Origin of the sequence: Bacillus sp. JH7 (assembly GCF_001563515.1) — a bacterium.
Classification (GTDB): domain Bacteria; phylum Bacillota; class Bacilli; order Bacillales; family Bacillaceae_G; genus Bacillus_A; species Bacillus_A cereus.
Genome location: NZ_LPUS01000001.1, coordinates 3,148,745 through 3,173,084, shown reverse-complemented (window position 1 = coordinate 3,173,084; position 24,340 = coordinate 3,148,745). Strand labels below are relative to the sequence as shown.

The following is a 24,340-nucleotide window of genomic DNA, read 5'->3' as shown; positions in this document are numbered from 1 at the left end:
CGATGAAGCAGCATCCATTTAAAATTGCATCGCTTGGTATGCAGCATATGCTTGCAATGTATGCTGGAGCAATTATCGTTCCGCTTATTGTGGGCGGTGGACTTGGTTTGAATCAAAAAGAGTTAACATATTTAGTCTCAATTGATTTATTAATGTGCGGCGTTGCGACAATTTTACAAGCATTATCAAATCGCTTTTTCGGTATAGGACTTCCCGTTGTACTTGGTTGTACATTTACAGCGGTTGGACCGATGATTGCAATCGGGAAACAATACGGTGTGTCTTCTATTTATGGAGCAATTATTGCTGCCGGGTTATTCGTTGTTATTTTTGCAAAATTATTTGGAAAGCTTGTAAAACTGTTTCCCCCTGTTGTCACAGGATCTGTCGTTACTGTAATTGGAGTTACACTTGTTCCAGCTGCTATTAATGATATGGCTGGAGGAGTAGGAAGTAAAGATTTCGGTAGTCTTGAAAATTTAGCATTAGCATTTGGTGTGTTACTATTTATCATCATTATGTATCGTTTCTTCGACGGATTTATTCGTTCAATCTCTATTTTGCTAGGTTTATTGTTCGGTACAATCGTTGCAGCATTTATGGGGAAAGTAAGCTTGCAAGCAGTTGGAGAAGCAGATTGGTTCCATGGTATTCAGCCATTTTACTTCGGTACACCAACATTTGAATTGACGCCAATTATTACGATGATTTTAGTTGCTTGCGTAGGGATTGTAGAAGCAACAGGTGTATACTTTGCATTATCTGATATTTGCAATAAAAAGATTGGTGAAAAAGAATTAACAAAAGGCTATCGAGCAGAAGGATTAGCGATGGTGTTAGGTGGTATTTTCAACGCGTTCCCATATACAACATATTCTCAAAACGTAGGGCTTGTTCAATTAACTGGAGTAAGAAATCGCGTTATTATTTATACTTGTGGTGGTATGTTAATCGTTCTTGGATTCATTCCAAAAATCGCAGCTATTACAACAATCATTCCGAAATCAGTACTGGGCGGTGCGATGTTAGCAATGTTCGGTATGGTAATGGCATATGGTATTAAAATGTTAAGTAGCGTTGATTTTGGTAAACAAGAAAATTTATTAATCGTTGCATGTTCTGTCGGAATTGGGCTTGGCGTAACAGTCGTTCCTACATTATTTTCACAACTTCCAGAAAGCATTCGTATTTTAACAGATAACGGAATTGTACTTGGAAGTGCGTCAGCAGTACTTTTAAATATCGTATTTAATATGGTGCCGCAGCGCAAAGTGAAAGTAGAAGAAGAGCCAGTATCTATGCAAAGTGTAGTAAGAGAAGCGTGAAAAAGCAAGGTCTCGTTATGAGACCTTGCTTTTCTTTTTAAGTGGCATCATTTTCCCGTACGTACCAAGACGCCAAATGTACTCAAGTGGCCCGTATTGGTAATGTGAAAGCCACCAGCGGCTAATAAAGATTTGTAACGTGTAGAAACTAATGCAGAATATTGGTCCAACCCATAATGGAGCAGGATAATAATTTTTAAGGAATAGACCAAATACAAGTAATGTAACAATTGTATGCGAGATGTAATTTGTTAATGCCATTCGTCCAACGTGTTGGAACGGACGTAATAACGTTTGCCATTTTTCTTTTTGTAATAAACGCATTAGTGTGAAAATGTAGAATATGAATAACGTTTTTCCGCTAAACATTGTAAAGACCTGCATATAAATTGGTTCATAAAATGGTTTTGATAAGAAGTAACGGACCATGAAGAACCACATTGGTAATGTAAAAAGGAACATAATAATTTGCCATTTTTTAAGCTTTGAATCTAACTCTTTCGCGCGGCGGAAAATATCCTTTTTCCCGGCGTATAAACCAAGTAAAAACAGCCCAACTGTTTCTGGAAGCATAAGTAAATTTAATCCAATTCCATCAGCGTAAAATGCATGGAAACGATTTTGTATTTGTGACAGCCAATCTTCTAATGGCATGATAGGTAAGGAAAAACCTAGCTCTTCCTTTGGTACCAATGCAACTGTAATACCAGCCATTAGCATAATGAATTGAAAAATACTCAATAAAACGATAGCCCATATTAAAATAGTACGAGGTTCTCTCTTATAAAATAAAAATAAGAAAAATCCAGCAATCGCATAAGTATGTAAAATGTCTCCGTCCCATAAAAGAACGTAATGTAAGAAACCAAATAATAATAAAATAAGTAAGCGGCGAACAAATAAAATTTTCGGATGATCTGTTTTTGCTTCAGCACGAGTCATAAAAATGTAAAAGCCTAGGCCAAATAAAAAAGAAAAGATAGTATAAAACTTTGTTTGAATAAACATATCGTAAAATAGACGGATATAGCTATCTAGCCCTTCATAAACTCCTGAAATATCACGTGAGTCAATCCCAGCGATAACAGGCCAGTTCACAAGAAAAATACCTAGTACAGCTATTCCCCTAATAATATCGATGGAGTGGATCCTCTCGCCTTGTGAAATATTTTGTGTCATTTTTTTCCTCCTTGTTAAGTAATTCCCTTTTATTATACAAAATGTAAGATGGAGGGGATAGGGGATATTTCCATTTTTTTAAACTGTTAAGTTATGTAGGATGAGATATAATAAGAGTGCACAACAAGTTTTAACCTTTTTCAAAACAGGCAGTAAAGCTCCTTCTTATAAGGAGCTTTCTTTATGAAAAGTGTTGATAATGATTCTCTTTAATGATAAAATATATTTAAAATTGATAATCATTATCAAAAAGGTTGGTGTGTAAGTATGGTATATGCATTAGTAGCAGGTACAGTCGCTGTATATGCAGTTATTGCGAAGTATGTTTTAAATGGAGTAGGAACAGCAAAATGAGTGATATGACATAAAATCCCTTTCATTTGTAAAAAGAATGAAAGGGATTTTTTATTTTTAATGAGAATATGCTGAAAATTTAGTATGATAGTAAAGTGAAACTGTAATCAATGGGTAGGTGTAACTCTCACTGGTTATGAGCTCGCAAATAGCGGGGAAAAGTATATACATCTTGGATAAAGGGGAACAAGGGGATGACAAACATAGTACAGACAAACGGTATGAAAAAACTTGTTTGTTTTTATGAAGAGTGGCAAAAACACGGCGATGCAGAGAATAGTTTAAAGTTGTTTGAGGTGATTCAAAAATATAAACAAGAACAGCTTATGATAGCGTTCTGTGGTCACTTCTCTGCAGGGAAATCAACGATGATGAATCATCTATATAAAGCGCAGTTGTTACCAACAAGTCCAATTCCGACAAGCGCTAACGTTGTCAAAATTGAAAAAGGAATGGATCGTGTTGTTGTAACGGTTAAATCTGGAGAACAGTACGAGTATGACGGTGCATATTCAGCTGAAGAATTAAAACAAATTTGTAAAGATGGTGATGAGGTAATTGGTGTTCACATTTATCGGAATGATGCGCCAATTCCTGAAGGTGTTATGTTAGTAGATACACCAGGGATTGACTCAACAGATGATGCCCATCAATTAGCGACAGAATCAACGCTACATCTAGCAGACGTAATTTTTTATATGATGGATTATAATCACGTCCAATCGGAAGTGAATTTGCAATTTGTTAAAGAATTGAAACAACGTAATAAAACGGTTTATCTCGTTGTCAATCAAATAGATAAACATAAAGAAAATGAATTGTCGTTTGAGAATTATAAAGATAGTGTAAAGCAATCGTTCTCTAACTGGGATATTGAAGTAGATGGAGTATATTATACGTCATTACGAATGATGAACCATCCACATAATGAAATTGGAAGCTTAGAAACGTTAATTACTTCTATTATGAAAGAAAAAGAGCAGTATGTAAGGACTGGAATGGAGCGAGAAACAGAATATTTAATGGGGGAACATTTCTCGTTTATTGTTTCTGAAAATGAAAAAGCTCTTTTGAAATATGAGGAAGAGTTAGCATCACCACTTTCTATTTCAGAGGTAGTTGAAAAGAAGGAAGAGTTAACGGAAGCGAAAAATCGTGAGGCAAGTAAAGAGTCTCATGTGAGAAATGAATTTATAAAAGGCCTACAAGCTATATTAGATAACGCGTATTTAATGCCATTTGAAATGAGAGAATTGGCAAATGCGTACTTAGAAACGAAATTAACAAAGTTTAAAGTCGGTTTGCTATTTGCGAAAGGAAAGACGGAGCAAGAAAAACAAAGGCGTGTAGAGGCGTTTTATTCTGCCCTTCAAAAGACTGTTGAAACGCAGCTTGATTTTCATGTGAAGGAATTTATTGTAGCCTTCTTAAAAGAAGAAGGATTGTTCACGGAGGAAATTGGGAAAGACATATATGGGTTAGAAATTGCTTTCGGACCAGAAATGTTGGCTGAGGTAATTAAACAAGGCGCAGGTTTCACAGGTGATTACTTACTTCTTTATACAGCGGATGTAGCGAATGAACTAAAGAAGCGTTATTTTATAAAAGCACAGCAAATTTTTGATAAAAGTGCGGTCGTTTTAAAGCAAAAGGTGAGGGAAGCAGTTGCTCGTATTGAAGAAGAGATTGAAACATATACGATGTTGCAAACGGCGAAAGAAACACAATTACAATACAATAACAATTTGGCGGCATATGAAGACTATTTACGAAATGTTTGGCACGATCATGTTGCTACGCCTGAAGGTTTGCAAATAGATGAGATATTGCAAAGGGAAAAGCAAATTGTTAGTGAGAAATTTACACTACAAGAGCAGAAAATCGTAAATGATAACGTAGCGATTCATGAAGAAGAGCTGAAAGGAACGGCGGCTTTAAATATTCAGCGGATATTAGAGAAAGTGAAAAAAGCTGAAACGATATTAGAGCCATTGCCAGCGCTGAAACATGTACAGCAAGAGGTAATAGAGAAAAGAAGACGTGTAGAAACAAAACAATTTACAGTAGCGTTATTCGGGGCATTTAGTGCTGGAAAATCATCATTTGCCAATGCCTTACTCGGTGAGAAAGTACTTCCTGTATCACCAAACCCGACGACGGCAACGATTAATCAAATTTTGCCGGTTACAGAGGGAAAACCACATGGAACAGTAATTGTTCAGTTTAAATCAAAGCAAGCGTTATTAGAAGATATGAAAGCTGTTTATAAGCTGTTTCATTATGAGATTGCTACGTTAGATGAAGCGTTAGCACAAATTGATAAAGTTATGAAATATCCTTCACCAACTGGGAAGCAAAAAACAACATTTAGCTTTTTACGAGCGGTACAAAAAGGGTATGATGCAGTTTCTACTTATTTAGGAGAACAAGTACAAGTTACATTAGAAGAGTTCTCTGATTATGTAGCGAATGAAGAGAAATCATGCTTCGTTGAGTATATGGAACTTTATTATGATTGTGCTTTAACAAGGCAGGGAGTAGCGCTTGTAGACACACCTGGAGCGGATTCTATCAATGCTCGCCATACGGATGTTGCATTTCAGTATATTAAAAACGCAGATGCTATTTTATTTGTAACATATTATAACCATGTATTCTCTCGTGCTGACCGTGAATTTTTAATTCAGCTTGGTCGTGTAAAGGATACTTTTGCCCTTGATAAAATGTTCTTCTTAATTAATGCTGCGGATTTAGCAGAGTCTGAAGAAGAACTTGAAATGGTAAAAGGTTATATCGCAGATCAGCTACTGCAATACGGTATTAGAAATCCGCGTTTATTTGCAATTTCAAGTTTATGTGCGCTTGAAGAGAAACAAGGAAAGAATGTTGAAAAAGAGAAGTATGGTATTTTACAAAACTCTGGGATTACTAAGTTTGAGGAATCATTTACGTCCTTTATGATGAGAGATTTAATGCTTGTTTCTGTGCATGCTCTATATGGTGCGTTGCAAGGGGCAGATCAGCTTTTAGTAAACATGATAAAGGGTGCAAAGCAGGGGAATGAAGAGAAAGAGAAGCAAACGAAAAAATATGAAGCAGAGCGTGATCAACTACTTCATATCATTTCTTCATATAGTGTACTTGCTGAAGAACAGGCGATGCAAAATGAAGTGAAAGAGTTGCTTTATTACGTGCAACAGCGTCTATTCCTCCGCTATAATGATGTGTTTACTGAATTTATTAATCCGGCATCACTTCGAACGGATGGAAATGTGAAAACACAATTGCAACAGTGTGTTATGGAATTAGTAGCATTTATTCAGCATGATTTATTACAAGAAATGCGTGCGACATCATTACGCCTTGAAAAATGGATAGACGAAGCGATGAAGCGTGCAAAGGATGAAATTGTAGTGAACTGTAAAGTAGAAAATGAATCAATTTCTATGAATGGAACAGTGGAGTATGAATACAAAGATATTACACATAAAGAACCGTTCCCTTCAGTTGAAATAAAAGATTTCAAAAAAGCACTGGCACATTTTAAAAATGAGAAAAGCTTTTTTGAAAAGAATGACAAGGCTTTTATGCAAGAAGACGCTAAATCTGTATTAGAACCGCTCGTATCAAACTATGTAGCTGATGAAAAACATTTATTTGTTCATCATTATAAGCAAGAGTGGGATATGAAGTGGAATTTATTCGAAAAAGTGATGCAGCAAGATGTGATGAACTATTATGAAAGTATATTGTTTGCATTGGCTGAAACGATCGATGTATCTCTATATGAACAAAGTAAAGAACAATTGCAAAAGCAGTTAGTAGAGATTGAAAAAGAAATTTATGTTATATAGTCGTTATGAGAAAAAGATTCGTTCAATTTTCTTTTGAAGTACAGTATCTAAAGATTTTACAAATCCAGCAAATTCATCGGTAGAAATCATATGAGTAAGAACGAGTCGTCTGCCATCTGGTGTTTCACCGCATAAGACGAATGAAGAAAATTCATATGTTTTGTTTTCAACTACTAATTTTGGATAGGAATACGTGTCGCTTTTCTTCTTCTTTCCATCAATAGAGATGACGTTGCATTTTTTCTCATTGTTGTCCATGGTGAATCCCTCCTTTCTATTATTTATGGTAGACAAGGAGGGTTTAGAACAATAGAGAAGGGGGAATTTTTTATGTCTGTTGTAATAGAACGTATTTCAAAAGAGGCTATACCGAAGGCTTTATTGTTACTTGCTGATCCAAGTGAACGGCAAATAGCTACGTATGTACAAAGAGGATTAACATACGTAGCTAAGCAGGGGGGGAGCGTTATCGGTGTATATGTTCTTTTGGAAACAAGGCCAAAGACGATGGAAATCATGAATATTGCGGTTGCAGAGCATTTGCAAGGAAAAGGGATTGGGAAGAAGCTATTAAGGCATGCTGTAGAAACTGCTAAAGGATATGGTATGTCAAAACTTGAAGTTGGTACAGGCAATTCTAGTGTTTCACAACTTGCTTTATATCAAAAATGTGGATTTCGTATTTTTTCTATTGATTTTGATTACTTTTCGAAGCATTATGAAGAAGAGATTATTGAAAATGGAATTGTATGTCGTGATATGATCCGGCTTGCAATGGAATTGAATAAAAACGTATAACTATTTAGGGGGAAGAGAAGATGGAAGTACATAAAGCAATTACAGCACATTCTCGTAAACAAAATGAAAGTGTAAAAGCATGTTTACAATTAGATGCACAGCGTGAAGCAGCTATTGAAGCTGCCGTATCTCTTGCGTCAAATGGGAAAGAATTTTCGGTTGATGTAATTAATGTTGTAACGAAGCAGATTAATGATCTTGCAAAAAATGGTGTTACCTTGCAGCGTAAATATGTTACAGAAGAAATGGTTATGGAGTATGTAAGTCGTTTGAAAGAGAAAGAAGGTCGTTAAAGATGATAGTTACAGTCGAATGGTTACGTGAGCATATAGAAGATGAGAATGTCCGTATAATCGATTGTCGTTTTGATTTAGCGAATCCTAATTGGGGTAGAGAAAAGTATGAAGAAGGACATATTCCTCATGCGTTATATTTTGATTTGAATTTAGATTTATCAAGTCCTATAGCAGAACATGGTGGCCGCCATCCTTTACCAAATATTGAGGAGTTTGCAGACAAGCTTTCGAAGGCTGGTATTGATGAACATACGACAGTAATTGCGTATGACAGTCAAGCCGGTGCAAATGCTGCTCGTTTATGGTGGTTATGTAACTATGTAGGACATGAGAAAGTATATATATTAGATGGTGGTTTCCAGGCTTGGAAAGAGAATGGACTACCGACAACAGCGGAAATTCCTGTTGCTATACGAAAAACATTCAAAGCTAATATACAAGATCATATGCTTGTAACGATGGAAACGGTCAGAGAGAATATCCGTGCAGGTGCGGATGTTACATTAATTGATTCAAGAGAGCCGAAACGTTATGCTGGTGTAGAGGAACTTGTCGATCATAAAGCAGGACATATTCCAACAGCAGTAAACCATTTTTGGAAGGATGGAATGTTGCAATCAGGACAATTTAAGAATAAAGCTGACCAACAAGAACGATTCCAAAACCTGTCGAAAGATAAGGAAACCATTGTATATTGTGGTTCTGGTGTTACAGCGTGTCCAAACATCCTTGCATTAAAATTAGCTGGATTCCAAAATGTTAAATTGTATGCAGGTAGCTGGAGTGATTGGATTTCTTATCCAGAAAATCAAATTGCAAAAGAAGAAGATTAATCACTTGCATGCAAAAATAATTTGTATTAAAATAAGGTCACAAGCAAGAGATTGCTCGAAAAACTTTGTATTTTACACATTGGAAACAATGTGATAATATAACGACAAGTAAATAATACATCCTGCGGTGTGCGTAACTTATTTATGTCTAAAACCGATGTTAGTTATACGGAAGCTCAATATTTAGCGACCATCATCAAGCCTTCCTTGTGGAGGAAGATGTACGGTAACTGTGAGGGCATCCACCTGCGAGTAGCGGGTTTTTGGACATTTACGAGGAGCGGCACGTGCGGGGGTCTTATTTCAACTAACCTTATATAAAATTCCTACGGTGTACGTAGCTTATGCATGTCTTAAACCAATAAGTTTAATATGGAAGTTCAATATTTAAATGTAGCTAACATGCCATCTTTTTAAGAAGGAAGTTACAAACATTTGTGAGGGCATCCACCTGTGAGAGCAGGTTTATGGACATCTAGAGAGAACGGCATATGTGGGGCTATATAAAAACCTTACGTTTTATACGTAAGGTTTTTTTGTTGCATAGATATATTAATATTATCTTGATTCACCTGTGAAGTTTCCGTAATAAATGTAGCACTTTCTGTCTTCATCAATCTCTCTTGAATCCAAGGAGAATTCCATAGACATGCCGTCTCGCTGAATATATATAATATCTGAATGAAGAGATGGTAAAATTTCTTCGTAGTTCCATACATCTTGACTATCTACTAAGCTTGAACTCGTTTCACTTAGTTCTCTAATTTCAAAACCGATGTGGGAGTATGTAGGGTCTGAAGGGTCATTGGCGAAAACTTCTTTTTGAATATAAATAACTGCTGTTCCGTCTGGATCAACCGAAGTTGCAGTAACAACATAAGTATTTTTCTCTTTAATAAAATATTCACAAGTCATGCGTGCGATAATTTCAGAATTAGAAATATTGGCGTAGTTCCATAAAGCAGGATACCCTTTCGTTTCATCATTAAGTCGATATTCTAAGCGCATTTAATCCCTCTTCTTCCTTTTTCTTCTACTTTATCATGCCATCCTATATAATAGGAATAGAATTTAAAAAGGGGAGTGCGAAGGTGACAAAAACGAAATGGTTAGTAGGTGGTGTCGTAACGTCTTTAATGACTGGCACTTTATTTGGTTGCGCACAAGATCTTCCCCCAAAACCGAATGATAATAGTTGTTCTGATTGGGATTGGGATGATGAACTTGGGGTATGGCAGTGTGATGATAGTAGTTCAGGTTATCGTGGGCATTATTTCTATGGTGGGCGATACTATCAAAATAAATCCACTTTTAAAAATTCATCGGCGTTTAAATCGTATCAATCGTCTGCTGAATTTAAAGGTGGAATTGGAAGCGGTTCAAAGGGAGGATTTGGGGGCTAAAATATGTCGCAATACATAAGGGATCGAAAAGAATTTTATTTAAAATATCCGAATTTTTGGTCGGATTTATATGAATGTGAGTATAGTTTGTTTCATGTTTTTTCTATAACAAATCAGACTTTGGACCAATTACACTTAGCGACTGAACGAATGGGGAAAATATTTTTTAAGACTGCTAGACTGCTGCGTAATTTAAGTGACGAACAGCTTCTAGATCTTGGCTTTCCATCCGCGAGTTTATCATTCATTAGAATGAAAGGGCTTTATCCTGAATCTGTAATTTCGCGATTTGATTTTGCTGTAACAGAGGATAACAAAATTAAAATGCTTGAGTTTAATAGTGATACACCAACTTTTATTGTGGAATGTTTTCAAATGAATGGAAAAGTTTGTGAAAATCTAGGCTATGATGATCCAAACTCAGATCAAGAACGATTGCTATCTTCTGGTGTTACGAAAGCTGTAATGGAAGCGACAAAGGAATTAGACAATCCAAATGTTGTTTTTACAGCACATCATGAACATATCGAGGATTGGAATACGACTATGTATTTGAGTCAGCTATGCCATGTTGAAAATAAAGTAGTGCCAATGTCAGAACTTAGAATTACAAAAGATGCTCTAGTTGATAAAGATGGGGCGAAGATTGATGTTTTATATCGCCAAACATATCCGATAGAAGATTTAATTGAGGATCAAGATCCTGAAACAGGAGATTTGGTAGGTGTGGAACTGCTGCAACTTGTAAAAGCCGGAAAGCTTTTTATAATAAATCCTTTGTCAGCATTTTTACTTCAGCCAAAATCGATTCAGTGTCTTATTTGGGGGTTAGCAGAAGAAGAGGTCTTTTATACAAACGAGGAACAACAGTGGATTAAAGAATATATGTTACCTACATATTTAGAACCAGATTTATTTTTAGGAAAAGGTTCTTTCGTTCAAAAACCTTCATTTGGTAGAGAAGGAGATACAATTACGATTCGCGATAAGGATGAAAATATTATGCTTCAAAATGCACATCAAACGTATAAAACTGCACTGCCGATATTTCAAAAGTATACAGAACTGCCAGTCGTATCCTTGGAAACAGAAAAGGGGATGGAGAAACTGTCCTATGTGTTTGGTTCTTTTTTAATTGCTGGAAAAGCGAGTAGTATCGGTATTCGCGCGGGAGAAAAGATTACAGGAAATGAATCGTACTATTTACCGGTAGGTATAAAAAGGAGGAGGAAAAATGATTAATTTTTTATTATATTTAGCAGTAACACTTGGACTTTTATGTATTGGTCTGTTCTTGATGGAAGTGACAACGAAAGTTAAGGAATTTAAGTTAATGGCTCAAGGGAATAAGGCGGTAAGCTATGTGCTTGGAGGGCGATTACTTGGGTTAGCTATCGTTTTATATTCGACAGCAGCTAATTCAATTTCACTTCTTGATATGATTTCGTGGGGAGCAGTTGGGATTTTGGCTCAAATTATCGTCTTTTATTTAGCTGAGTGGCTTACACCACGCTTTAATATAAACAAAAGTCTTGAAGAAGATAATCAAGCAGTCGGTCTTTTTCTTATGTTTTTATCGCTTTCAATTGGGATTGTAATCGCTGGTTGTATAACTTATTAAAAACTTTACGTTTAAACGTAAAGTTTTTTATTTTATACCGCTATTTGCCGGACAGCCCGATTGGTGAGGGCTAATAATCAGTGGCGGATGAACAAAACCCCCACTGATGAAAGTTTCACTTTATATACGTTAGTTTGCCATACCATTTGAAAAAATTGTAGGCTACGGTTGACATCTATTTTAAATAAGAGTAACATTTTCAATGTAATGAAAATAAGTCTCTGTTAGGTGAGGCTCCTGTATAGAGAAATGCTACTGCCCAAAAATGTCGAGAGACGCCAATGGGTCAACAGGAATGATCGAATTAAGGTTTTTCTTAACGTAGCTGGTAATGTACCTATGCTATACAGTGCTAAAACTCGGTGAGGGAGAGGTCCGTAGATTTCTAATTATATTAGAAATCGTTTATTTGTGTATGTAATGGCCGCTACTCTCTTAAGGGTAGGGGTCTTTTTTGTTACCAAGCTATGAGTAATTTCATATTATAAACTATAAAATTAAACGAGGAGGTGAGGAGCATGTCAAATTCTGACTCGGTTCCGTTACCCATATACTTCAAATCAAAAATATATGATGTAGGCAGGAAACGATTTGTTCCTCCCTCTATATTTATCACAATGTAGCGTTTATAAAGCGCGAGACACTTTCACAGTAAAGTGGATAAATTGAGAAACAAAGCGTTTCTTCCTATGTTGTAAAGGAGGAGACGATAATATGTTATATGCAAACAAAACTGTGGGTAACACGTCATATAAACTAAGTAAAAAATCAATAAAAGAACAAACAATGCTCCAAAAAAATAAAGATTTATTAATTGAAATTGCAACAAGAGATGTAAAATCTGTATTTGCATATTTTAAAACAACAAGAGACGGACTATCAATGAAAGAGGCACAAAAACGTATTCAAGTATATGGCCGAAATGAACTAACTTCAAAAAGAGCACTTCTTGCGGAAGTAATGATGAAGCTAGGTGGCATGATTCCAGGTTTTTCAAAACAACGTGTGTGTGATGAATTACAACGTGAAACGATTACTGTATCTAGAGTAGAATATTCTAGTAGTACAGGGCTAAATAGTGAACTGAAAATGATGGAGATACCTGTGCAAGAACTTGTACCTGGAGATATGATTTTTCTTTCGGCTGGAGATGCTGTGCCAGCTGATGTACGTATTATTTATGCAGATGATTTATTAGTGAATGAGTCTGTGTTAACGGGAAACGAAGCGAATATAGAGAAGTTTGAGAGCTGCTATCACCTTGAACGTAAACGATTTATTCCATTAAAACGGATGAAAGATTATAATCCACTTGAGCTTGAAAATGTATGTTTTAAAGGTTCGCATATCGTTAGTGGAAATGCAAAAGCTATCGTTGTTTCTACTGGAAAAAATACGTATTCAGGTATCTTGCATACTTGTTGTAGTAGAACGTCTTAATGTGTTAATGATGCTAAATATACAAAAACAATGTATAATAGACAAAGTTGAGCAAAAACGTAGAATGGTAATCTATTTATATAACCTTACGTGATAACGTAAGGTTATTATTTTTTTAATAGGAGAGGAATTATGAAAAAAGTATTATTAGTTGATGGTATGGCACTATTATTTCGTGCTTTTTACGCAACAAGTGTCTACGGACAATTTATGAAACGACAAGATGGAACCCCTACGAACGGGATTCATGGTTATATGAAACACTTATTAACAGCTACGCAAGCGATCGAACCAACACATATCGTTACATGCTGGGATATGGGAAGTACGACATTTAGAACAGAATCGTTCTCGAATTATAAAGCAAATCGTGCAGCGCCACCAGAAGAATTAATTCCTCAATTTGATTTAGTGCAAGAAATGACTGCAAAATTATCCATTCCAGTTATCGGTATGAAAGGCTACGAAGCCGATGATTGTATCGGTACGCTTGCAAAACAATATTGCAATGAAGCTGAAGTTTATATTTTAACAGGTGATACGGATTTGCTTCAACTTGTTGATAAGAACGTTACAGTTATGCTTCTGCGTAAAGGAATTGGAAATTACGAATATTACACACCGGAGAAAATCATGGAAGAAAAAGGTGTAGAGCCGTGGCAAATCGTCCATGCAAAAGCTTTCATGGGAGATACAAGTGATAATTATCCAGGTGTAAAAGGTATCGGTGAAAAAACAGCGTATAAGCTTATTCAAGAGCACGGAACAGTATCCGCTGTACTAGAAAATGTAGAATCATTAACAAAAGCGCAGCGTACGAAGATTGAAAGTGATTTAGAGAACTTAAATATTTCGTTGCAATTAGCACAAATTCACTGTGAAGTTCCAATTTCATGTTTACTAGAAGAGGGATTACACACAATGGATGAAGAAAAACTTAGATTTGTTTGTGAAGAAATGAATTGGGGAAGACCTGAAATATTAATAAATATGCTATAAATAGTTTGGAAAGAGGGATGTTGCATAAGTCGAAATTTGACTTGGTGACACCTTCTTTTTGTTTTTGTAAACAGTATTATAGTAAATAAAATTATGTCGAACTCAATTTTAAATATATAAATGTTTCGACAAGATATAATGATAAAAGTTGAGGGGAATAGTAATTTTTATAATGAAGTGAATTAATTTCAACATAGTTTTAGAGAGTCTTTTTTTCGTGTTCACAAAGTTGTCAGAAAATAAACGGAATTTTCATATGAAGTTCAAATAGAATTCACAACAATCAATTATTATAAGGACACACAGATAATTCTTTATCTTTTATATAAACCATCCCCCAAGGAGGACAATGAAAATGAGAAAAAAAGTGAGAAAATCTTTTAAACAATTATTAATTGAAAATAAACAATCACTATTAAATAATAAAGAAAATATGAAAGAAATTGAAGAGAGAATTGAGAAACGACATGTAGCATATAGTGGTGCTAGTAATTAAATAAAATAAAAAAGATAGCCTATGTAGGCTATCTTTTTTATTTTATATTGAAAAAACGCTATTCATCTCTTTAATTTTGTAAATATGCAAGAAATTTTTATAGTGTTTTTCTATCAATATTACTCATTTTTCGAGGTTGAAATTGGTATATACCAATTTTTGAGATTCGCTATTCATAATATTACAAAAAATGTTACAATACACTCAAATTTATACTATAAAATCATTTTAATATGAAAAATTGGAATGAAAAGAAAGGAGAGGAATATGAATAAAGATGTCGCTTTGAAATGATTATTATCATTTCATTAGGAGTTGATGTAAAAAGATGAAGAGATACGAGGAATTGGATTCTATAAGAGGGATTTCTTCATTAATAGTAATGATCGGTCATCATTTAATGATTTTTTCAGCATTTCAAAATTACAGCTATGAAGATAATAAACCATTTGTTGTGTATCTATTAAAAGAAACGCCTGCTCGTCTTATTTTTAGTAGTGGTAACGAATCTGTTATTATCTTTTTTGTTTTGAGCGGATTTGTTTTGTATGAATCTATTCAAAAAACCTATAGTAGCTATGGGTCATACCTTTTAAAACGTATATGCAGAATATATATTCCTTATATTGTGGCAATAATTATAGCTATTATATGCCAAGCTACAATTAGTGAATATGGTATTTCTTATTTAAGTGAATGGTTTAATCGCTCATGGACGATTGAAAGTTCTCCAAGCTTAATAGCGCAACATATTTTATTGGTTGGGAAATATAATACAGATGCATATAACGGTGTGATTTGGTCACTTGTCCATGAAATGCGAATATCAATAATTTTTCCGTTAATTTTGATGATTTGTTTACGAAAAACGTTAAGGTGTTCATTACTATTATTGTTTAGTTTTAGTATATGTTCTGTCGTAATATTATTTTTGTTTCGCTCGGGCTTAACATTAACAAGCTATGCATTAACGTTGCATTATACGGTGCTGTTTTTACTCGGAGCACTAGTTGCGAAGTATAAAAATAATTTAATAGTTTTTTATAGTAATTGTACTAAAAATACGAAAATTGCATGGTTTTTATTTGCGATTTTACTTTTTATGTATGAAGGACTTATTGGAGAAATTAAAGTACTCAATAATTTTATATTTCGAGACTACGTAGTGGCGATAAGTGCAAGTCTATTTGTCATATTAAGTTTGTCAATATCAACTTTGTCATCCTTGCTACGCAATAAATACTTGTTATATTTGGGGAAGATTTCTTACAGTCTTTATTTATACCATATTATATCGTTGTTTTCCCTTATATACATGCTCCATGAAATATTACCGTTGCCTATTATTTTAATTTTTTCACTTATATTTTCGTTTATATTTGCAATACTTTCGTATATATATGTAGAAAAATTTGCATTCAGAGTCGGAAAGTATGTAACAAAACAAGTGGATAGAAAGAAGAGAGGGGTATCTGTAAAGAGTGACTTGCAGGATGTTATTCAGAAAAGGGCGGTGAAATAATTGAAGCAAGAAATGAGTATAAAAGATTTTCAACAATTATTGAAAAGAAGATTCGTAACGATTATTTTAACGATGTGTTGTTTAACCGCTTCTTTAGTTCTTATCTCTATGTATGTTTTAAAGCCGTCATATCAATATTCAACGCAAATTCTTGTTGGGAATTTAGATGAGTTTAATAAGGAAAATTCAACAAATAAAACACAAGAAAATAAGCAACTAGTAACATCGTATGTTGATATTTTAAAAAGCCCATTAATTATTTCAACAGTCAAAAAAACTTTGAAATTAGAGCAATCAAGTTATGAATTAGCACAAAAAATCTCGGTAGTGAATACGGACAACTCACAAATTGTAACTGTTACAGTAAAAGATTCCAATCCGAAAGTCGTGAAAGACATTGTAAAGACATTGGCAGAGCAATCACAAAAAAGTTTTCAACAGTACACAAATGTACAAGGTGTGAAAGTGTTGACGGATCCTGAGTTACAGGAACAGGCTGAAAAATTGTTTCCGAAATTTCAACTGATCATTCCTATTTCTTTAATTGTTAGTTTTTTTGTTGGGATAGGTTTAGCTGTATTTCGAGATTATTTTGATGAACGTATATACACGGAACAAGATTTAGAGAAAATAACAACAGTCTCTGTTATTGGTCACATAAATATGAAACCGAATAGAAAACAGAAATCTACAGAGGTTGATAAACAATCATCTATATATCGAGGTGAACATGTCGATGTTTAGGACAAAGAAACAGCTGCCATTCGATTTGCATGATGATCTGATGAAAGAGCAGTTTTATACGGTGTATCACGAGTTGAGAAAATCTGGAAAACAACTGTTCACAGTTAGTTCAACGAAGGACAGAGGTGTTGTTGCCTCGCTTATAGTAAATATGGGTCTAGTGTTTGCTGAAATGAAGAAAAAGGTGTTACTTATTGATGTGAATTTTTCTGACCCAAAATTACATGTATTATTACAAAGTGATCACATGATAACAGTAAACGATATAATAAGCTCTTCCCCCTGTAATTATGAATCTTTTTCTAGTAATTTGTCTAAATACTTATATTGTATTCCTGCAAAAAAAACAGTACACACAGGGACGCCCTTAGTTGCTATGGATGAATTTGATAATGCGATTGCTAAGTGGAAAGAAGATTTTGATTACATTTTCTTTTATTCTTCTGAAGTATTTGAGCTTCCTGCTACGCACATTATTGCAGGGAAATGCGATGGAGTGGTTTTAGCAGTTAAAAAGCGAAAAGATTCACTACGTACAGTGCAAAAAGTAATAGCGGATATAAATAGGAAAGAATGTGAAGTAATAGGTATAATTTTATATTCTTGAATGTGGGGGTAACGATCCATGATTCGTGAAACAAATCAAGCCAAGTTGTATACGATTCCGGCTCAAGAAAAGCCTAGCATATTGAATCGAAGTGTAAAACGCTTGTTTGATATTATATTTTCAATCATATTGTTACTATTAACAATACCAATTATGTTGTTCTTTTGTATTATGATTACTTTAGAAACATCAGGGGCTCCAATATACTTTCAAGAACGTTTAGGTATAAACGGGAAGAAGTTTAATGTATTTAAATTAAGGTCGATGGTAAAGGATGCTGAAATGAACGGACCACAATGGGCAACAGAACATGATCAAAGAATTACAAAAGTTGGATTGTTTATAAGAAAAACGAGAATTGATGAATTACCGCAACTTTTAAACATTTTAAGAGGAGATATGTCTTTTGTAGGCCCTAGACCAGAGAGAGAGTTTTTTTATAATGAGTTTGATGCGTATATTCCAGAATTTAAGGAACGTTTAATAGTAAAACCAGGATTAACAGGATGGGCACAAATAAATGGAGGGTATAATCTTGATCCAAAGGAAAAGTTGAGGCTGGACATGGAGTATATTGAAATGAAAACATTTCGGATGGACATCCGTATTTTATGTAAAACCGTTTTAATTGTATTGAACGGTAATGGTGCAAGATAAATATATATGTAAATAAACAACATATGTAAGTAGGTTACTTGCAAAGGAGAACTTGTATGGGTAGATCTATTCTAAACAATATTATCCATCTATTTTATAGTACGATTTTAGCTAACCTTCTTCAGGCCGTCAGTTTAATTGTTTTAGCAAACTTTTTTAACGCACAACATTATGGGATGTTTAGTGTTGCCATAGCAGTGACGTTTGTTATGTTATTCTTTACAGACTTAGGACTTAGTAATACGTTTCTTCGAGAAGGGGCAAAGGATGGAGCAGATTTAGAGCAGATTTTATCATCGTATATAAAAATAAGGATGATTCTACTTATTTTTATTTCTATCATCGGTTATATTGCTATTCATTATATGTATGCGGATAAAAATTTAATTTATATGATGATAAACGTAATGTTTTTCATGTTAATAGGATTAACTTGGCAAAACATAGGGATTGCCTATTTTCAACTGACGGAACGTATGAAGTATATAGCGCTCATAAAAGTTGTATCAGCATCAGTTGTCATTATAATTACATGTTTTTGTATTTTCGGAGAGTTACCGGTGTATGTAACGGCTCGCTTATATGCTTTTGGGTATATGATCGGCGGTTTATTCAGTATATATATCATGAGAAGAAAGACGAAAATGAATATGAAAGTCGTAATTCATAAAGCGTTATTTTGGCAATTAACTCCCTTTATTATAAGCGGTTTTTTAATAATGAGTACGCCACAATTAGCGCCTATCTTGCTTAACTATACATTGCCATTAAGTATAGTAGGTGTTTTTGCAGTGGCGTACCGGATGCCGGCAGCTTTATATCAAGTACCAGGGGTAATTGCAGGTGCATTTTTTCCAGTGCTTTTTAAGCATTATAACCAGAATAATATAGAAGAGCATACGAAATTAAATTTGCTTCAAATTAAATCAATGGCGATTGTAGGAATATGTATGACAATCGGTTTATATCATTTAGCACCATACTTTATTTCTATATTTTTTCATGAAGAATGGAGCGATGCAGTAGAACCACTCCAAATATTATCATTTCTTATTGTGCTACAAAGTTTAAATATTGCCATTGCTGACGGTTTAACGACGAGTGGATGTCAAAATAAGAGGACTGTTGTGCAGTGTGTAGCATTGGTGATAGGTGGGGTTATGCTTTATAGCTTTAGTAGTATTGGTGGAGTGATAGGAGCGGCATACGCTATGGTTTTATTTGAAATCGTCGCTTTAGTGGGATACATAGCGGTAAGTGTAGTGAAGAAAAAAATTGTATTCCAAATTGTAATACCGTATACAATTTATTTTGGTGTAACCTTTATTGGAGTGCAATATATATTGCATACATATCATTTAATTGCGCTTGTTCTTAATATATTAATCGTAGTAGCTGCCATATTCCTATATGATTATGAGCTGAAAAAACTTCTTCTTTCTTTTATAAGAAAAATACGCAAAAAGGATTATATTACGAAACAGGGGATATAGCCTATGGAAAATAATATGAAAGTATCGATGGGATGGATTATTCTTCTAATATTATTTGTTATGTTAAGTAAATACAATTTATATATTGGATTTTCATTGAAGATATATATGATTTTTTTAGTCATATATTTTTGTTTAACAATTAAAAACTTTCATATTCAAAAGTTATATTTTCATGAAGTTGTATTTTTACTGTTTTATTTCATTTATTGTTTAAGTGGAATTCTTTCTATGTATTTAAATGCTAGTATTCGTATGATTTTTGGCGTGCTACTCGTTTTAGGATGCTATTTTATAATGAGGAATTTATTGGGGAATACTGAAATAGTGGTACTTGAATCATCTATTGCTTATGTAGGAGTAGTATTTAATGTTGTAAGTCTAATACTATATATAATTGGTTTACAATACTTTAGTTTATACGGTGGAGAAGAGAGAGAAATTTTTGCTGGGTTATTAGTGGATAGAGGATATCCACGATTAATTGGATTGCTAGATGATCCTAACATTTTTATTTTTTATAATACAATATTTTTTATGTACTATATGACGAATTTACAAAATATTACTAACATCTTAGGATTGATTTTATGTGTTACGACAAGTCTATTAACCTTTTCAAGGGGCGGTATATTAGCGCTTGTACTTGTCGTTTTTGTATATATATGTATGTCTAGTTTCGCCAAAAAAATAAAAATAATTATGAGTTTAGTATTGTTTAGTGTAGTTATTTTTAGTTTATCGAATAGTGTAATGGGGGGCCAATTAGATGATATATTAAATAAACGAATTTCTGATTTTTCCCATGATAATGGAAGTGGTAGATTTACATTATGGGAAGCTGCTTTTAAATATTATTTATCCAATCCATATATTGGAATCGGCGCTTTTAACTTTTCGAATTATTATGAGTATCAATTTAATGAAAAATTATATGTACACAATACATTTTTAGAAATTTTGTCTGAATCGGGTACAATTGGTTTTCTTCTATATAGCGCGTTTTTATTCATATTAATGTTCAAGCTAGCGCAGCATACTTTGTTTCGTGAAAAACCATATCTTCTATTGACTATGATTGCATTTTTATTTCAGATGATGTCATTGTCACTCATTATTAACGAAGCGTTCTTTTTATTTTTAGCAGTTGTTGTGAAGTATATTTCAATATATGAAGGAAGGGGAAAGATAGATGGTAAAATGTCTATCAGCACATAACGAGCCGCCTTATGTTTCTGTAATAACACCTTCTTATAATAGTATACGATTTATAGGTGAGACAATTTCATCTGTACAGAATCAATCGTATGAAAACTGGGAAATGATTATCGTTGATGACGGTTCAACCGACCAATCTGCCGCAAAAATTAAAGAGATAATAGAAGAAGACTCACGAATTAGGTTATTATCATTAAAAGAAAATGTTGGTGCTGCTAAAGCTCGGAATTTAGCGATCCAAGAGGCAAGAGGAAGGTACATTGCCTTTTTAGATAGTGATGATATATGGTTGCCACATAAATTGAAGACACAATTGTTATTTATGGAAGAAATGAATATAGCTTTTTCATATGCGTCGTATAGTTTAATTGATGAAAATGGTAATGAATTAAATCGTGAAGTGAGTGTACCAAAATCTGTTGACTATCATTATTTAGTAGGAAATACAATTATCGGGTGTTTAACAGTGATGATTGATCGTGAAAAAATTCCGTATGTCGAAATGCCTAGTATACAGCCGGAGGATACAGCGTTATGGCTGAACTTATTACATGAAGGGCATGAAGCAAAAGGGATACAGCAAGTATTAGCGAAGTATCGAATTGTAGCAAATTCTGTTTCGAGAAATAAAGTTAGAGCAGCTTTTCGGTATTGGAAATTATTAAGGGACCAAAAAAGTCTTAATGCAGTGCAAAGCTTTTACTATTTTAGTAAGTATGCTTATCATGCTTATAAAAAAAATAAAATCAATGTAGTTGGGAAGACGCAATTATGAATATACTGTTGATGACTGATAAATTGATAACTGGCGGAGCCGAAAATTATTTCTGTAAATTAGAAAATAATTTGCGTTATGAGGATTTTAAGATTTATACAGCTGCAGGTGATGGAGAACTATATGAATCCCTTACTAGAAAAGAAAATTTTATCTTACTTAGTCGATGGAATCATTTGAGAAATATTTATTATTTACGAAACGAAATTTGTAAACGAAAGATAGAACTTATTCATGCAAATAGTTTGCGAATGGTATTATATGCTTTTCTACTTCAAAAGTTTATTAAAAAAAAGATGAAAATTGTTTATACGAAACACAATGTAACGATATTAGAAAAGAAAATGCCAACGCTTTTTCGTTATTTCATGAATAAATATGTGAACAATATTATTACAGTAAGTGAGTTTGAAAAGAACAATTTAATTTCAATTCATGTAGCAGAAGAAAAAATAAATACAATTTATAACGGTGTTGATATTGAAAAGTTTTTATTCCAGCAGAAAAAGAAAGAATCTACATATAAAATAGGGATATTAGCTAGACTATCCAAAGAGAAAAACCATCAACTATTTGTCAAAATTGCAAATGTGTTGAAAAAGAGAAATGATTTTATGTTTTATATTGCTGGTGATGGACCAGAGAAAGAATCGATTATGAAAGAAATAGAAAAATATGGATTGCAGCAAAGGGTGAAGATGCTAGGGAATATTTCAGAGCCGCATGAGTTTATAGGGAATATGGACGCCTTACTTTTATTATCTTTTCGTGAAGTGTTTCCAATGGTAGTAATTGAAGCGATGGCTACAGGGACACCAATTGTTTCAATAGATGTTGGTGGAATACATGAAGCGGTAATAGATGGAGAGTCAGGTGTTTTGATATCTGAATATTGCGAATCTGAATTCGCAAGTGCGCTTGAGGAACTACAAGGGAATGAAGAAAAGGTAACTGCTATTAGATTGAAAGCACGAGAGAAAGCAATGAGATATTTTTCGTTAACTAAAATGATAGAGGAAACGAAAAATATATATGAATTAAACAAATGACCGAGTAGGTCGTTTGTTTTTTTTATTATAGAAACTTTTAAGAGACAACTCACATATTATATGAAAAAGGTAATATGAGGAGTGAATTTATTTTGTCAGAATATATTTCATCCCAAGAAGATTGTGCGCCAGAAAGTAGCGTTCATATTGATTGTTTTGGCGCAGTTCCAAACTCGGGAAATGATAGCTCATTAGCAATTCAGCAAGCTATTGATTATTGTGTAGCGAATCGAATTTCGACGGTTAGAATTACAGGGATAAATACGTACAAAATTGTAAAGCCGATTGTTATTAAATCAAACGTAAGATTAGAGTTGGATCCTACCGTAACACTGCAAATTGATGGGGATTTTAATGCATTTGAGCTACAAAGTAACGCTTCGATAGTTGGTGGTACTCTTCAAGTTATAAATCCATTGTTTCAATCTGCTGTTATTTATGTTTCTGGTTCACAACAAATCGAAGTACCTAATCAATCTGTTATATCAAATATAAATATAATAAATACAACTCCATCGTATAAAGGAAAAGCTATACATTTTTATTGTCAAAAGGCATGGGATTTTATTAGTTTCTTTCAAGTTAAATTTATTCAAATTAAAAACTTTCAAACTGCAATACATTTGAAGACAGAATATATAAATGATATCAATACACCTTGCTGGATTAACGCCAATGTATTTCAATCTATATTTATTGATGGATGTGTGTATGGGATTGAAGTAGATGGAAATAGTGATTTGCCAAATGAAAGTTCAGGAAATACGTTTCATGATATTCAAGTGCAATGTAGACAACAAACGGAAAAAGTAATTCGTTGTTCAGGTGCGTATAATACATTTGATTGTATGATTTGGGATACGTACCGGATGAGTAGTGAACAAATTGTTATTGAATTTTCTTCCAATTCTCATCGTAACTACCTTTTTTCAAATCTGCTTTCGACAACTATTGTAGATAAAGGACAATACAATGTTTGTAAGTCTACTTATGAAGAATCCCTACGAATTCAGTTACCTTTGACGTTAAATAGACCTCATTTAATAGGAAATCAAGATGATATTTTAGTAAATGCTCAGCAGAAATATAATGTTAAACAAGTAAGTGGGAAAGTACCGTATGGGGGAAATCTAGCCAATTGCTTTAATTTAATAGATGAGCAAAGTGTAAACTATATTGACGTTCCAGATAGTAACCCAGTTGTCATTGAACTTGATTTTACGAAAAAACCAATACAAATGTTAAATTGTTTTGGAATGTATTTTGGGTGGGGAGAGAGTCCAAAGAAAATTAAAATTGAATATGCATTAAGTGCAACTGGAAGTTGGGTTATCGCGTTGGATGTTCCATTAAATGTTGGCGATACAATTATATCGAATATGAAGGCGAGTCAGTTATATAAAGTTAGAATTACATTAAGTGGTTATTCTCAAGACCATAAGCGTTTTCGAATTAATCGTATCTTTGCAAGATCTTCTATGGAAAATGGGAGTGCTTGGTTAGCGACAACTGGAGGAAGAATGTTTGGAGATATTGAAATAGAGGCAAGTAAAGGTATAATCATGAAGACTGCTAGTGGAGTGAAATGGAAAGTTACTATTAATGAAGCTGGCCAACTTATTACGACTAAAATAACTTGAGATGGTGTTTAATCGTATATCATTGGACGAGTTACAA

23 protein-coding genes, 2 other RNA genes and 1 riboswitch are annotated in these 24,340 nt (G+C 33.8%); of the genes, 22 read left to right on the top strand and 3 right to left on the bottom strand.

Annotation, left to right across the window (positions count from 1 at the left end; all coding sequences use genetic code 11):
* The first annotated feature begins 2 nt into the window (after nt 1–2).
* The gene (gene pbuX / locus AU379_RS15855) at nt 3–1,325 is read left to right on the top strand and encodes a xanthine permease PbuX (protein WP_061139484.1); all 1,323 of its coding nucleotides are present in this window, start codon (nt 3–5) and stop codon (nt 1,323–1,325) included.
* Nucleotides 1,326–1,340: 15 nt separating this feature from the next.
* On the opposite strand, the gene AU379_RS15850 is transcribed toward pbuX, so the two are convergent.
* Nucleotides 1,341–2,504 carry a DUF418 domain-containing protein gene (locus AU379_RS15850; RefSeq protein ID WP_000193089.1) on the bottom strand — a complete coding sequence of 388 codons (1,164 nt, stop codon included), beginning with the start codon at nt 2,502–2,504 and terminating at the stop codon, nt 1,341–1,343.
* A gap of 548 nt (nt 2,505–3,052) precedes the next feature.
* On the opposite strand from AU379_RS15850, the gene AU379_RS15845 reads away from it, so the two are divergent.
* Nucleotides 3,053–6,712, top strand: coding sequence for a dynamin family protein (locus AU379_RS15845; protein WP_061139483.1), 3,660 nt, complete (start codon nt 3,053–3,055; stop codon nt 6,710–6,712).
* Between the two features lie 3 nt (nt 6,713–6,715).
* On the opposite strand, the gene AU379_RS15840 is transcribed toward AU379_RS15845, so the two are convergent.
* Nucleotides 6,716–6,970, bottom strand: a complete 255-nt coding sequence (locus AU379_RS15840; protein WP_000369740.1) for a DUF3931 domain-containing protein — start codon at nt 6,968–6,970, stop codon at nt 6,716–6,718.
* Nucleotides 6,971–7,042: 72 nt separating this feature from the next.
* Here AU379_RS15840 and AU379_RS15835 point away from each other — a divergent pair, with 72 nt between their 5' ends.
* The 5 genes from AU379_RS15835 to ssrS (AU379_RS15815) all read left to right on the top strand — a co-directional run bounded on the left by AU379_RS15835 (nt 7,043) and on the right by ssrS (AU379_RS15815) (nt 9,143).
* Nucleotides 7,043–7,510: a GNAT family N-acetyltransferase gene (locus AU379_RS15835; protein WP_061139482.1), complete on the top strand. Its 468-nt coding sequence runs from the start codon at nt 7,043–7,045 to the stop codon at nt 7,508–7,510.
* Between the two features lie 20 nt (nt 7,511–7,530).
* Nucleotides 7,531–7,803 (top strand): YpbS family protein, encoded by a 273-nt coding sequence (locus AU379_RS15830; RefSeq protein WP_000451818.1) that lies wholly within the window; start codon nt 7,531–7,533, stop codon nt 7,801–7,803.
* A gap of 2 nt (nt 7,804–7,805) precedes the next feature.
* Nucleotides 7,806–8,639: a sulfurtransferase gene (locus tag AU379_RS15825; RefSeq protein WP_061139481.1), complete on the top strand. Its 834-nt coding sequence runs from the start codon at nt 7,806–7,808 to the stop codon at nt 8,637–8,639.
* Nucleotides 8,640–8,755: 116 nt separating this feature from the next.
* A non-coding RNA gene (ssrS, locus tag AU379_RS15820) (6S RNA) lies at nt 8,756–8,938 on the top strand.
* Nucleotides 8,939–8,959: 21 nt separating this feature from the next.
* A non-coding RNA gene (gene ssrS / locus AU379_RS15815) (6S RNA) lies at nt 8,960–9,143 on the top strand.
* Nucleotides 9,144–9,197: 54 nt separating this feature from the next.
* On the opposite strand, the gene AU379_RS15810 is transcribed toward ssrS (AU379_RS15815), so the two are convergent.
* The gene (locus AU379_RS15810) at nt 9,198–9,647 is read right to left on the bottom strand and encodes a hypothetical protein (RefSeq protein WP_001235522.1); all 450 of its coding nucleotides are present in this window, start codon (nt 9,645–9,647) and stop codon (nt 9,198–9,200) included.
* An 83-nt stretch (nt 9,648–9,730) separates the two neighbouring features.
* On the opposite strand from AU379_RS15810, the gene AU379_RS15805 reads away from it, so the two are divergent.
* From AU379_RS15805 to AU379_RS15735, 15 genes are all read left to right on the top strand, one after another.
* Entirely contained in the window at nt 9,731–10,042 is a 312-nt protein-coding gene (locus AU379_RS15805) for a hypothetical protein (RefSeq protein WP_000169030.1), read from the top strand.
* 3 nt (nt 10,043–10,045) lie between these two features.
* A complete protein-coding gene (locus tag AU379_RS15800; protein ID WP_000084935.1) occupies nt 10,046–11,284 on the top strand; it encodes a glutathionylspermidine synthase family protein in 1,239 nt (412 codons plus the stop codon).
* On the top strand, nt 11,277–11,663 hold the full coding sequence (locus AU379_RS15795; protein ID WP_000606857.1) for a DUF350 domain-containing protein: 387 nt from the start codon (nt 11,277–11,279) through the stop codon (nt 11,661–11,663). Before AU379_RS15800 ends, AU379_RS15795 begins: the two co-directional genes overlap by 8 nt.
* A gap of 213 nt (nt 11,664–11,876) precedes the next feature.
* Nucleotides 11,877–12,040, top strand: a riboswitch (M-box (ykoK) riboswitch).
* A 337-nt stretch (nt 12,041–12,377) separates the two neighbouring features.
* Nucleotides 12,378–13,103, top strand: coding sequence for a cation-transporting P-type ATPase (locus AU379_RS15790; protein WP_000964951.1), 726 nt, complete (start codon nt 12,378–12,380; stop codon nt 13,101–13,103).
* A gap of 132 nt (nt 13,104–13,235) precedes the next feature.
* On the top strand, nt 13,236–14,102 hold the full coding sequence (locus tag AU379_RS15785) for a 5'-3' exonuclease (RefSeq protein ID WP_000757069.1): 867 nt from the start codon (nt 13,236–13,238) through the stop codon (nt 14,100–14,102).
* A gap of 355 nt (nt 14,103–14,457) precedes the next feature.
* Nucleotides 14,458–14,598, top strand: a complete 141-nt coding sequence (locus AU379_RS15780) for an FbpB family small basic protein (protein WP_001228048.1) — start codon at nt 14,458–14,460, stop codon at nt 14,596–14,598.
* Between the two features lie 328 nt (nt 14,599–14,926).
* Nucleotides 14,927–16,120: an acyltransferase gene (locus tag AU379_RS15775; RefSeq protein WP_025967084.1), complete on the top strand. Its 1,194-nt coding sequence runs from the start codon at nt 14,927–14,929 to the stop codon at nt 16,118–16,120.
* Nucleotides 16,121–16,864 carry a Wzz/FepE/Etk N-terminal domain-containing protein gene (locus tag AU379_RS15770; RefSeq protein WP_000807059.1) on the top strand — a complete coding sequence of 248 codons (744 nt, stop codon included), beginning with the start codon at nt 16,121–16,123 and terminating at the stop codon, nt 16,862–16,864.
* A complete protein-coding gene (locus AU379_RS15765; protein ID WP_025967085.1) occupies nt 16,851–17,471 on the top strand; it encodes a CpsD/CapB family tyrosine-protein kinase in 621 nt (206 codons plus the stop codon). Before AU379_RS15770 ends, AU379_RS15765 begins: the two co-directional genes overlap by 14 nt.
* A gap of 18 nt (nt 17,472–17,489) precedes the next feature.
* Nucleotides 17,490–18,128, top strand: coding sequence for a sugar transferase (locus AU379_RS15760; protein WP_000617652.1), 639 nt, complete (start codon nt 17,490–17,492; stop codon nt 18,126–18,128).
* A 56-nt stretch (nt 18,129–18,184) separates the two neighbouring features.
* Nucleotides 18,185–19,621 (top strand): oligosaccharide flippase family protein, encoded by a 1,437-nt coding sequence (locus AU379_RS15755; protein ID WP_025967086.1) that lies wholly within the window; start codon nt 18,185–18,187, stop codon nt 19,619–19,621.
* Nucleotides 19,622–19,624: 3 nt separating this feature from the next.
* Nucleotides 19,625–20,839 (top strand): O-antigen ligase family protein, encoded by a 1,215-nt coding sequence (locus tag AU379_RS15750; protein WP_000429880.1) that lies wholly within the window; start codon nt 19,625–19,627, stop codon nt 20,837–20,839.
* Nucleotides 20,814–21,614 (top strand): glycosyltransferase, encoded by an 801-nt coding sequence (locus tag AU379_RS15745; RefSeq protein ID WP_061139480.1) that lies wholly within the window; start codon nt 20,814–20,816, stop codon nt 21,612–21,614. The genes AU379_RS15750 and AU379_RS15745 overlap by 26 nt, the downstream gene beginning before the upstream one ends.
* Complete coding sequence (locus AU379_RS15740) at nt 21,611–22,663, top strand: glycosyltransferase family 4 protein (RefSeq protein WP_001023685.1); 1,053 nt, start codon at nt 21,611–21,613, stop codon at nt 22,661–22,663. Before AU379_RS15745 ends, AU379_RS15740 begins: the two co-directional genes overlap by 4 nt.
* Nucleotides 22,664–22,755: 92 nt before the next feature.
* Nucleotides 22,756–24,303, top strand: coding sequence for a hypothetical protein (locus tag AU379_RS15735; RefSeq protein ID WP_061139479.1), 1,548 nt, complete (start codon nt 22,756–22,758; stop codon nt 24,301–24,303).
* Nucleotides 24,304–24,340 lie beyond the last annotated feature (37 nt).

Bases quoted from the DNA above. Each gene is read 5' to 3' on its own strand.
- AU379_RS15795 (WP_000606857.1), top strand. From the start codon at position 11,277: ATGATTAATTTTTTATTATATTTAGCAGTAACACTTGGACTTTTATGT.
- AU379_RS15810 (WP_001235522.1), bottom strand. From the start codon at position 9,647: ATGCGCTTAGAATATCGACTTAATGATGAAACGAAAGGGTATCCTGCT.
- AU379_RS15840 (WP_000369740.1), bottom strand. From the start codon at position 6,970: ATGGACAACAATGAGAAAAAATGCAACGTCATCTCTATTGATGGAAAG.
- AU379_RS15850 (WP_000193089.1), bottom strand. From the start codon at position 2,504: ATGACACAAAATATTTCACAAGGCGAGAGGATCCACTCCATCGATATT.
- AU379_RS15830 (WP_000451818.1), top strand. From the start codon at position 7,531: ATGGAAGTACATAAAGCAATTACAGCACATTCTCGTAAACAAAATGAA.
- AU379_RS15825 (WP_061139481.1), top strand. From the start codon at position 7,806: ATGATAGTTACAGTCGAATGGTTACGTGAGCATATAGAAGATGAGAAT.
- AU379_RS15745 (WP_061139480.1), top strand. From the start codon at position 20,814: ATGGTAAAATGTCTATCAGCACATAACGAGCCGCCTTATGTTTCTGTA.
- AU379_RS15785 (WP_000757069.1), top strand. From the start codon at position 13,236: ATGAAAAAAGTATTATTAGTTGATGGTATGGCACTATTATTTCGTGCT.
- AU379_RS15775 (WP_025967084.1), top strand. From the start codon at position 14,927: ATGAAGAGATACGAGGAATTGGATTCTATAAGAGGGATTTCTTCATTA.
- AU379_RS15760 (WP_000617652.1), top strand. From the start codon at position 17,490: ATGATTCGTGAAACAAATCAAGCCAAGTTGTATACGATTCCGGCTCAA.
- AU379_RS15765 (WP_025967085.1), top strand. From the start codon at position 16,851: ATGTCGATGTTTAGGACAAAGAAACAGCTGCCATTCGATTTGCATGAT.
- AU379_RS15755 (WP_025967086.1), top strand. From the start codon at position 18,185: ATGGGTAGATCTATTCTAAACAATATTATCCATCTATTTTATAGTACG.
- pbuX (WP_061139484.1), top strand. From the start codon at position 3: ATGAAGCAGCATCCATTTAAAATTGCATCGCTTGGTATGCAGCATATG.
- AU379_RS15790 (WP_000964951.1), top strand. From the start codon at position 12,378: ATGTTATATGCAAACAAAACTGTGGGTAACACGTCATATAAACTAAGT.
- AU379_RS15780 (WP_001228048.1), top strand. From the start codon at position 14,458: ATGAGAAAAAAAGTGAGAAAATCTTTTAAACAATTATTAATTGAAAAT.
- AU379_RS15800 (WP_000084935.1), top strand. From the start codon at position 10,046: ATGTCGCAATACATAAGGGATCGAAAAGAATTTTATTTAAAATATCCG.
- AU379_RS15845 (WP_061139483.1), top strand. From the start codon at position 3,053: ATGACAAACATAGTACAGACAAACGGTATGAAAAAACTTGTTTGTTTT.
- AU379_RS15835 (WP_061139482.1), top strand. From the start codon at position 7,043: ATGTCTGTTGTAATAGAACGTATTTCAAAAGAGGCTATACCGAAGGCT.
- AU379_RS15740 (WP_001023685.1), top strand. From the start codon at position 21,611: ATGAATATACTGTTGATGACTGATAAATTGATAACTGGCGGAGCCGAA.
- AU379_RS15750 (WP_000429880.1), top strand. From the start codon at position 19,625: ATGGAAAATAATATGAAAGTATCGATGGGATGGATTATTCTTCTAATA.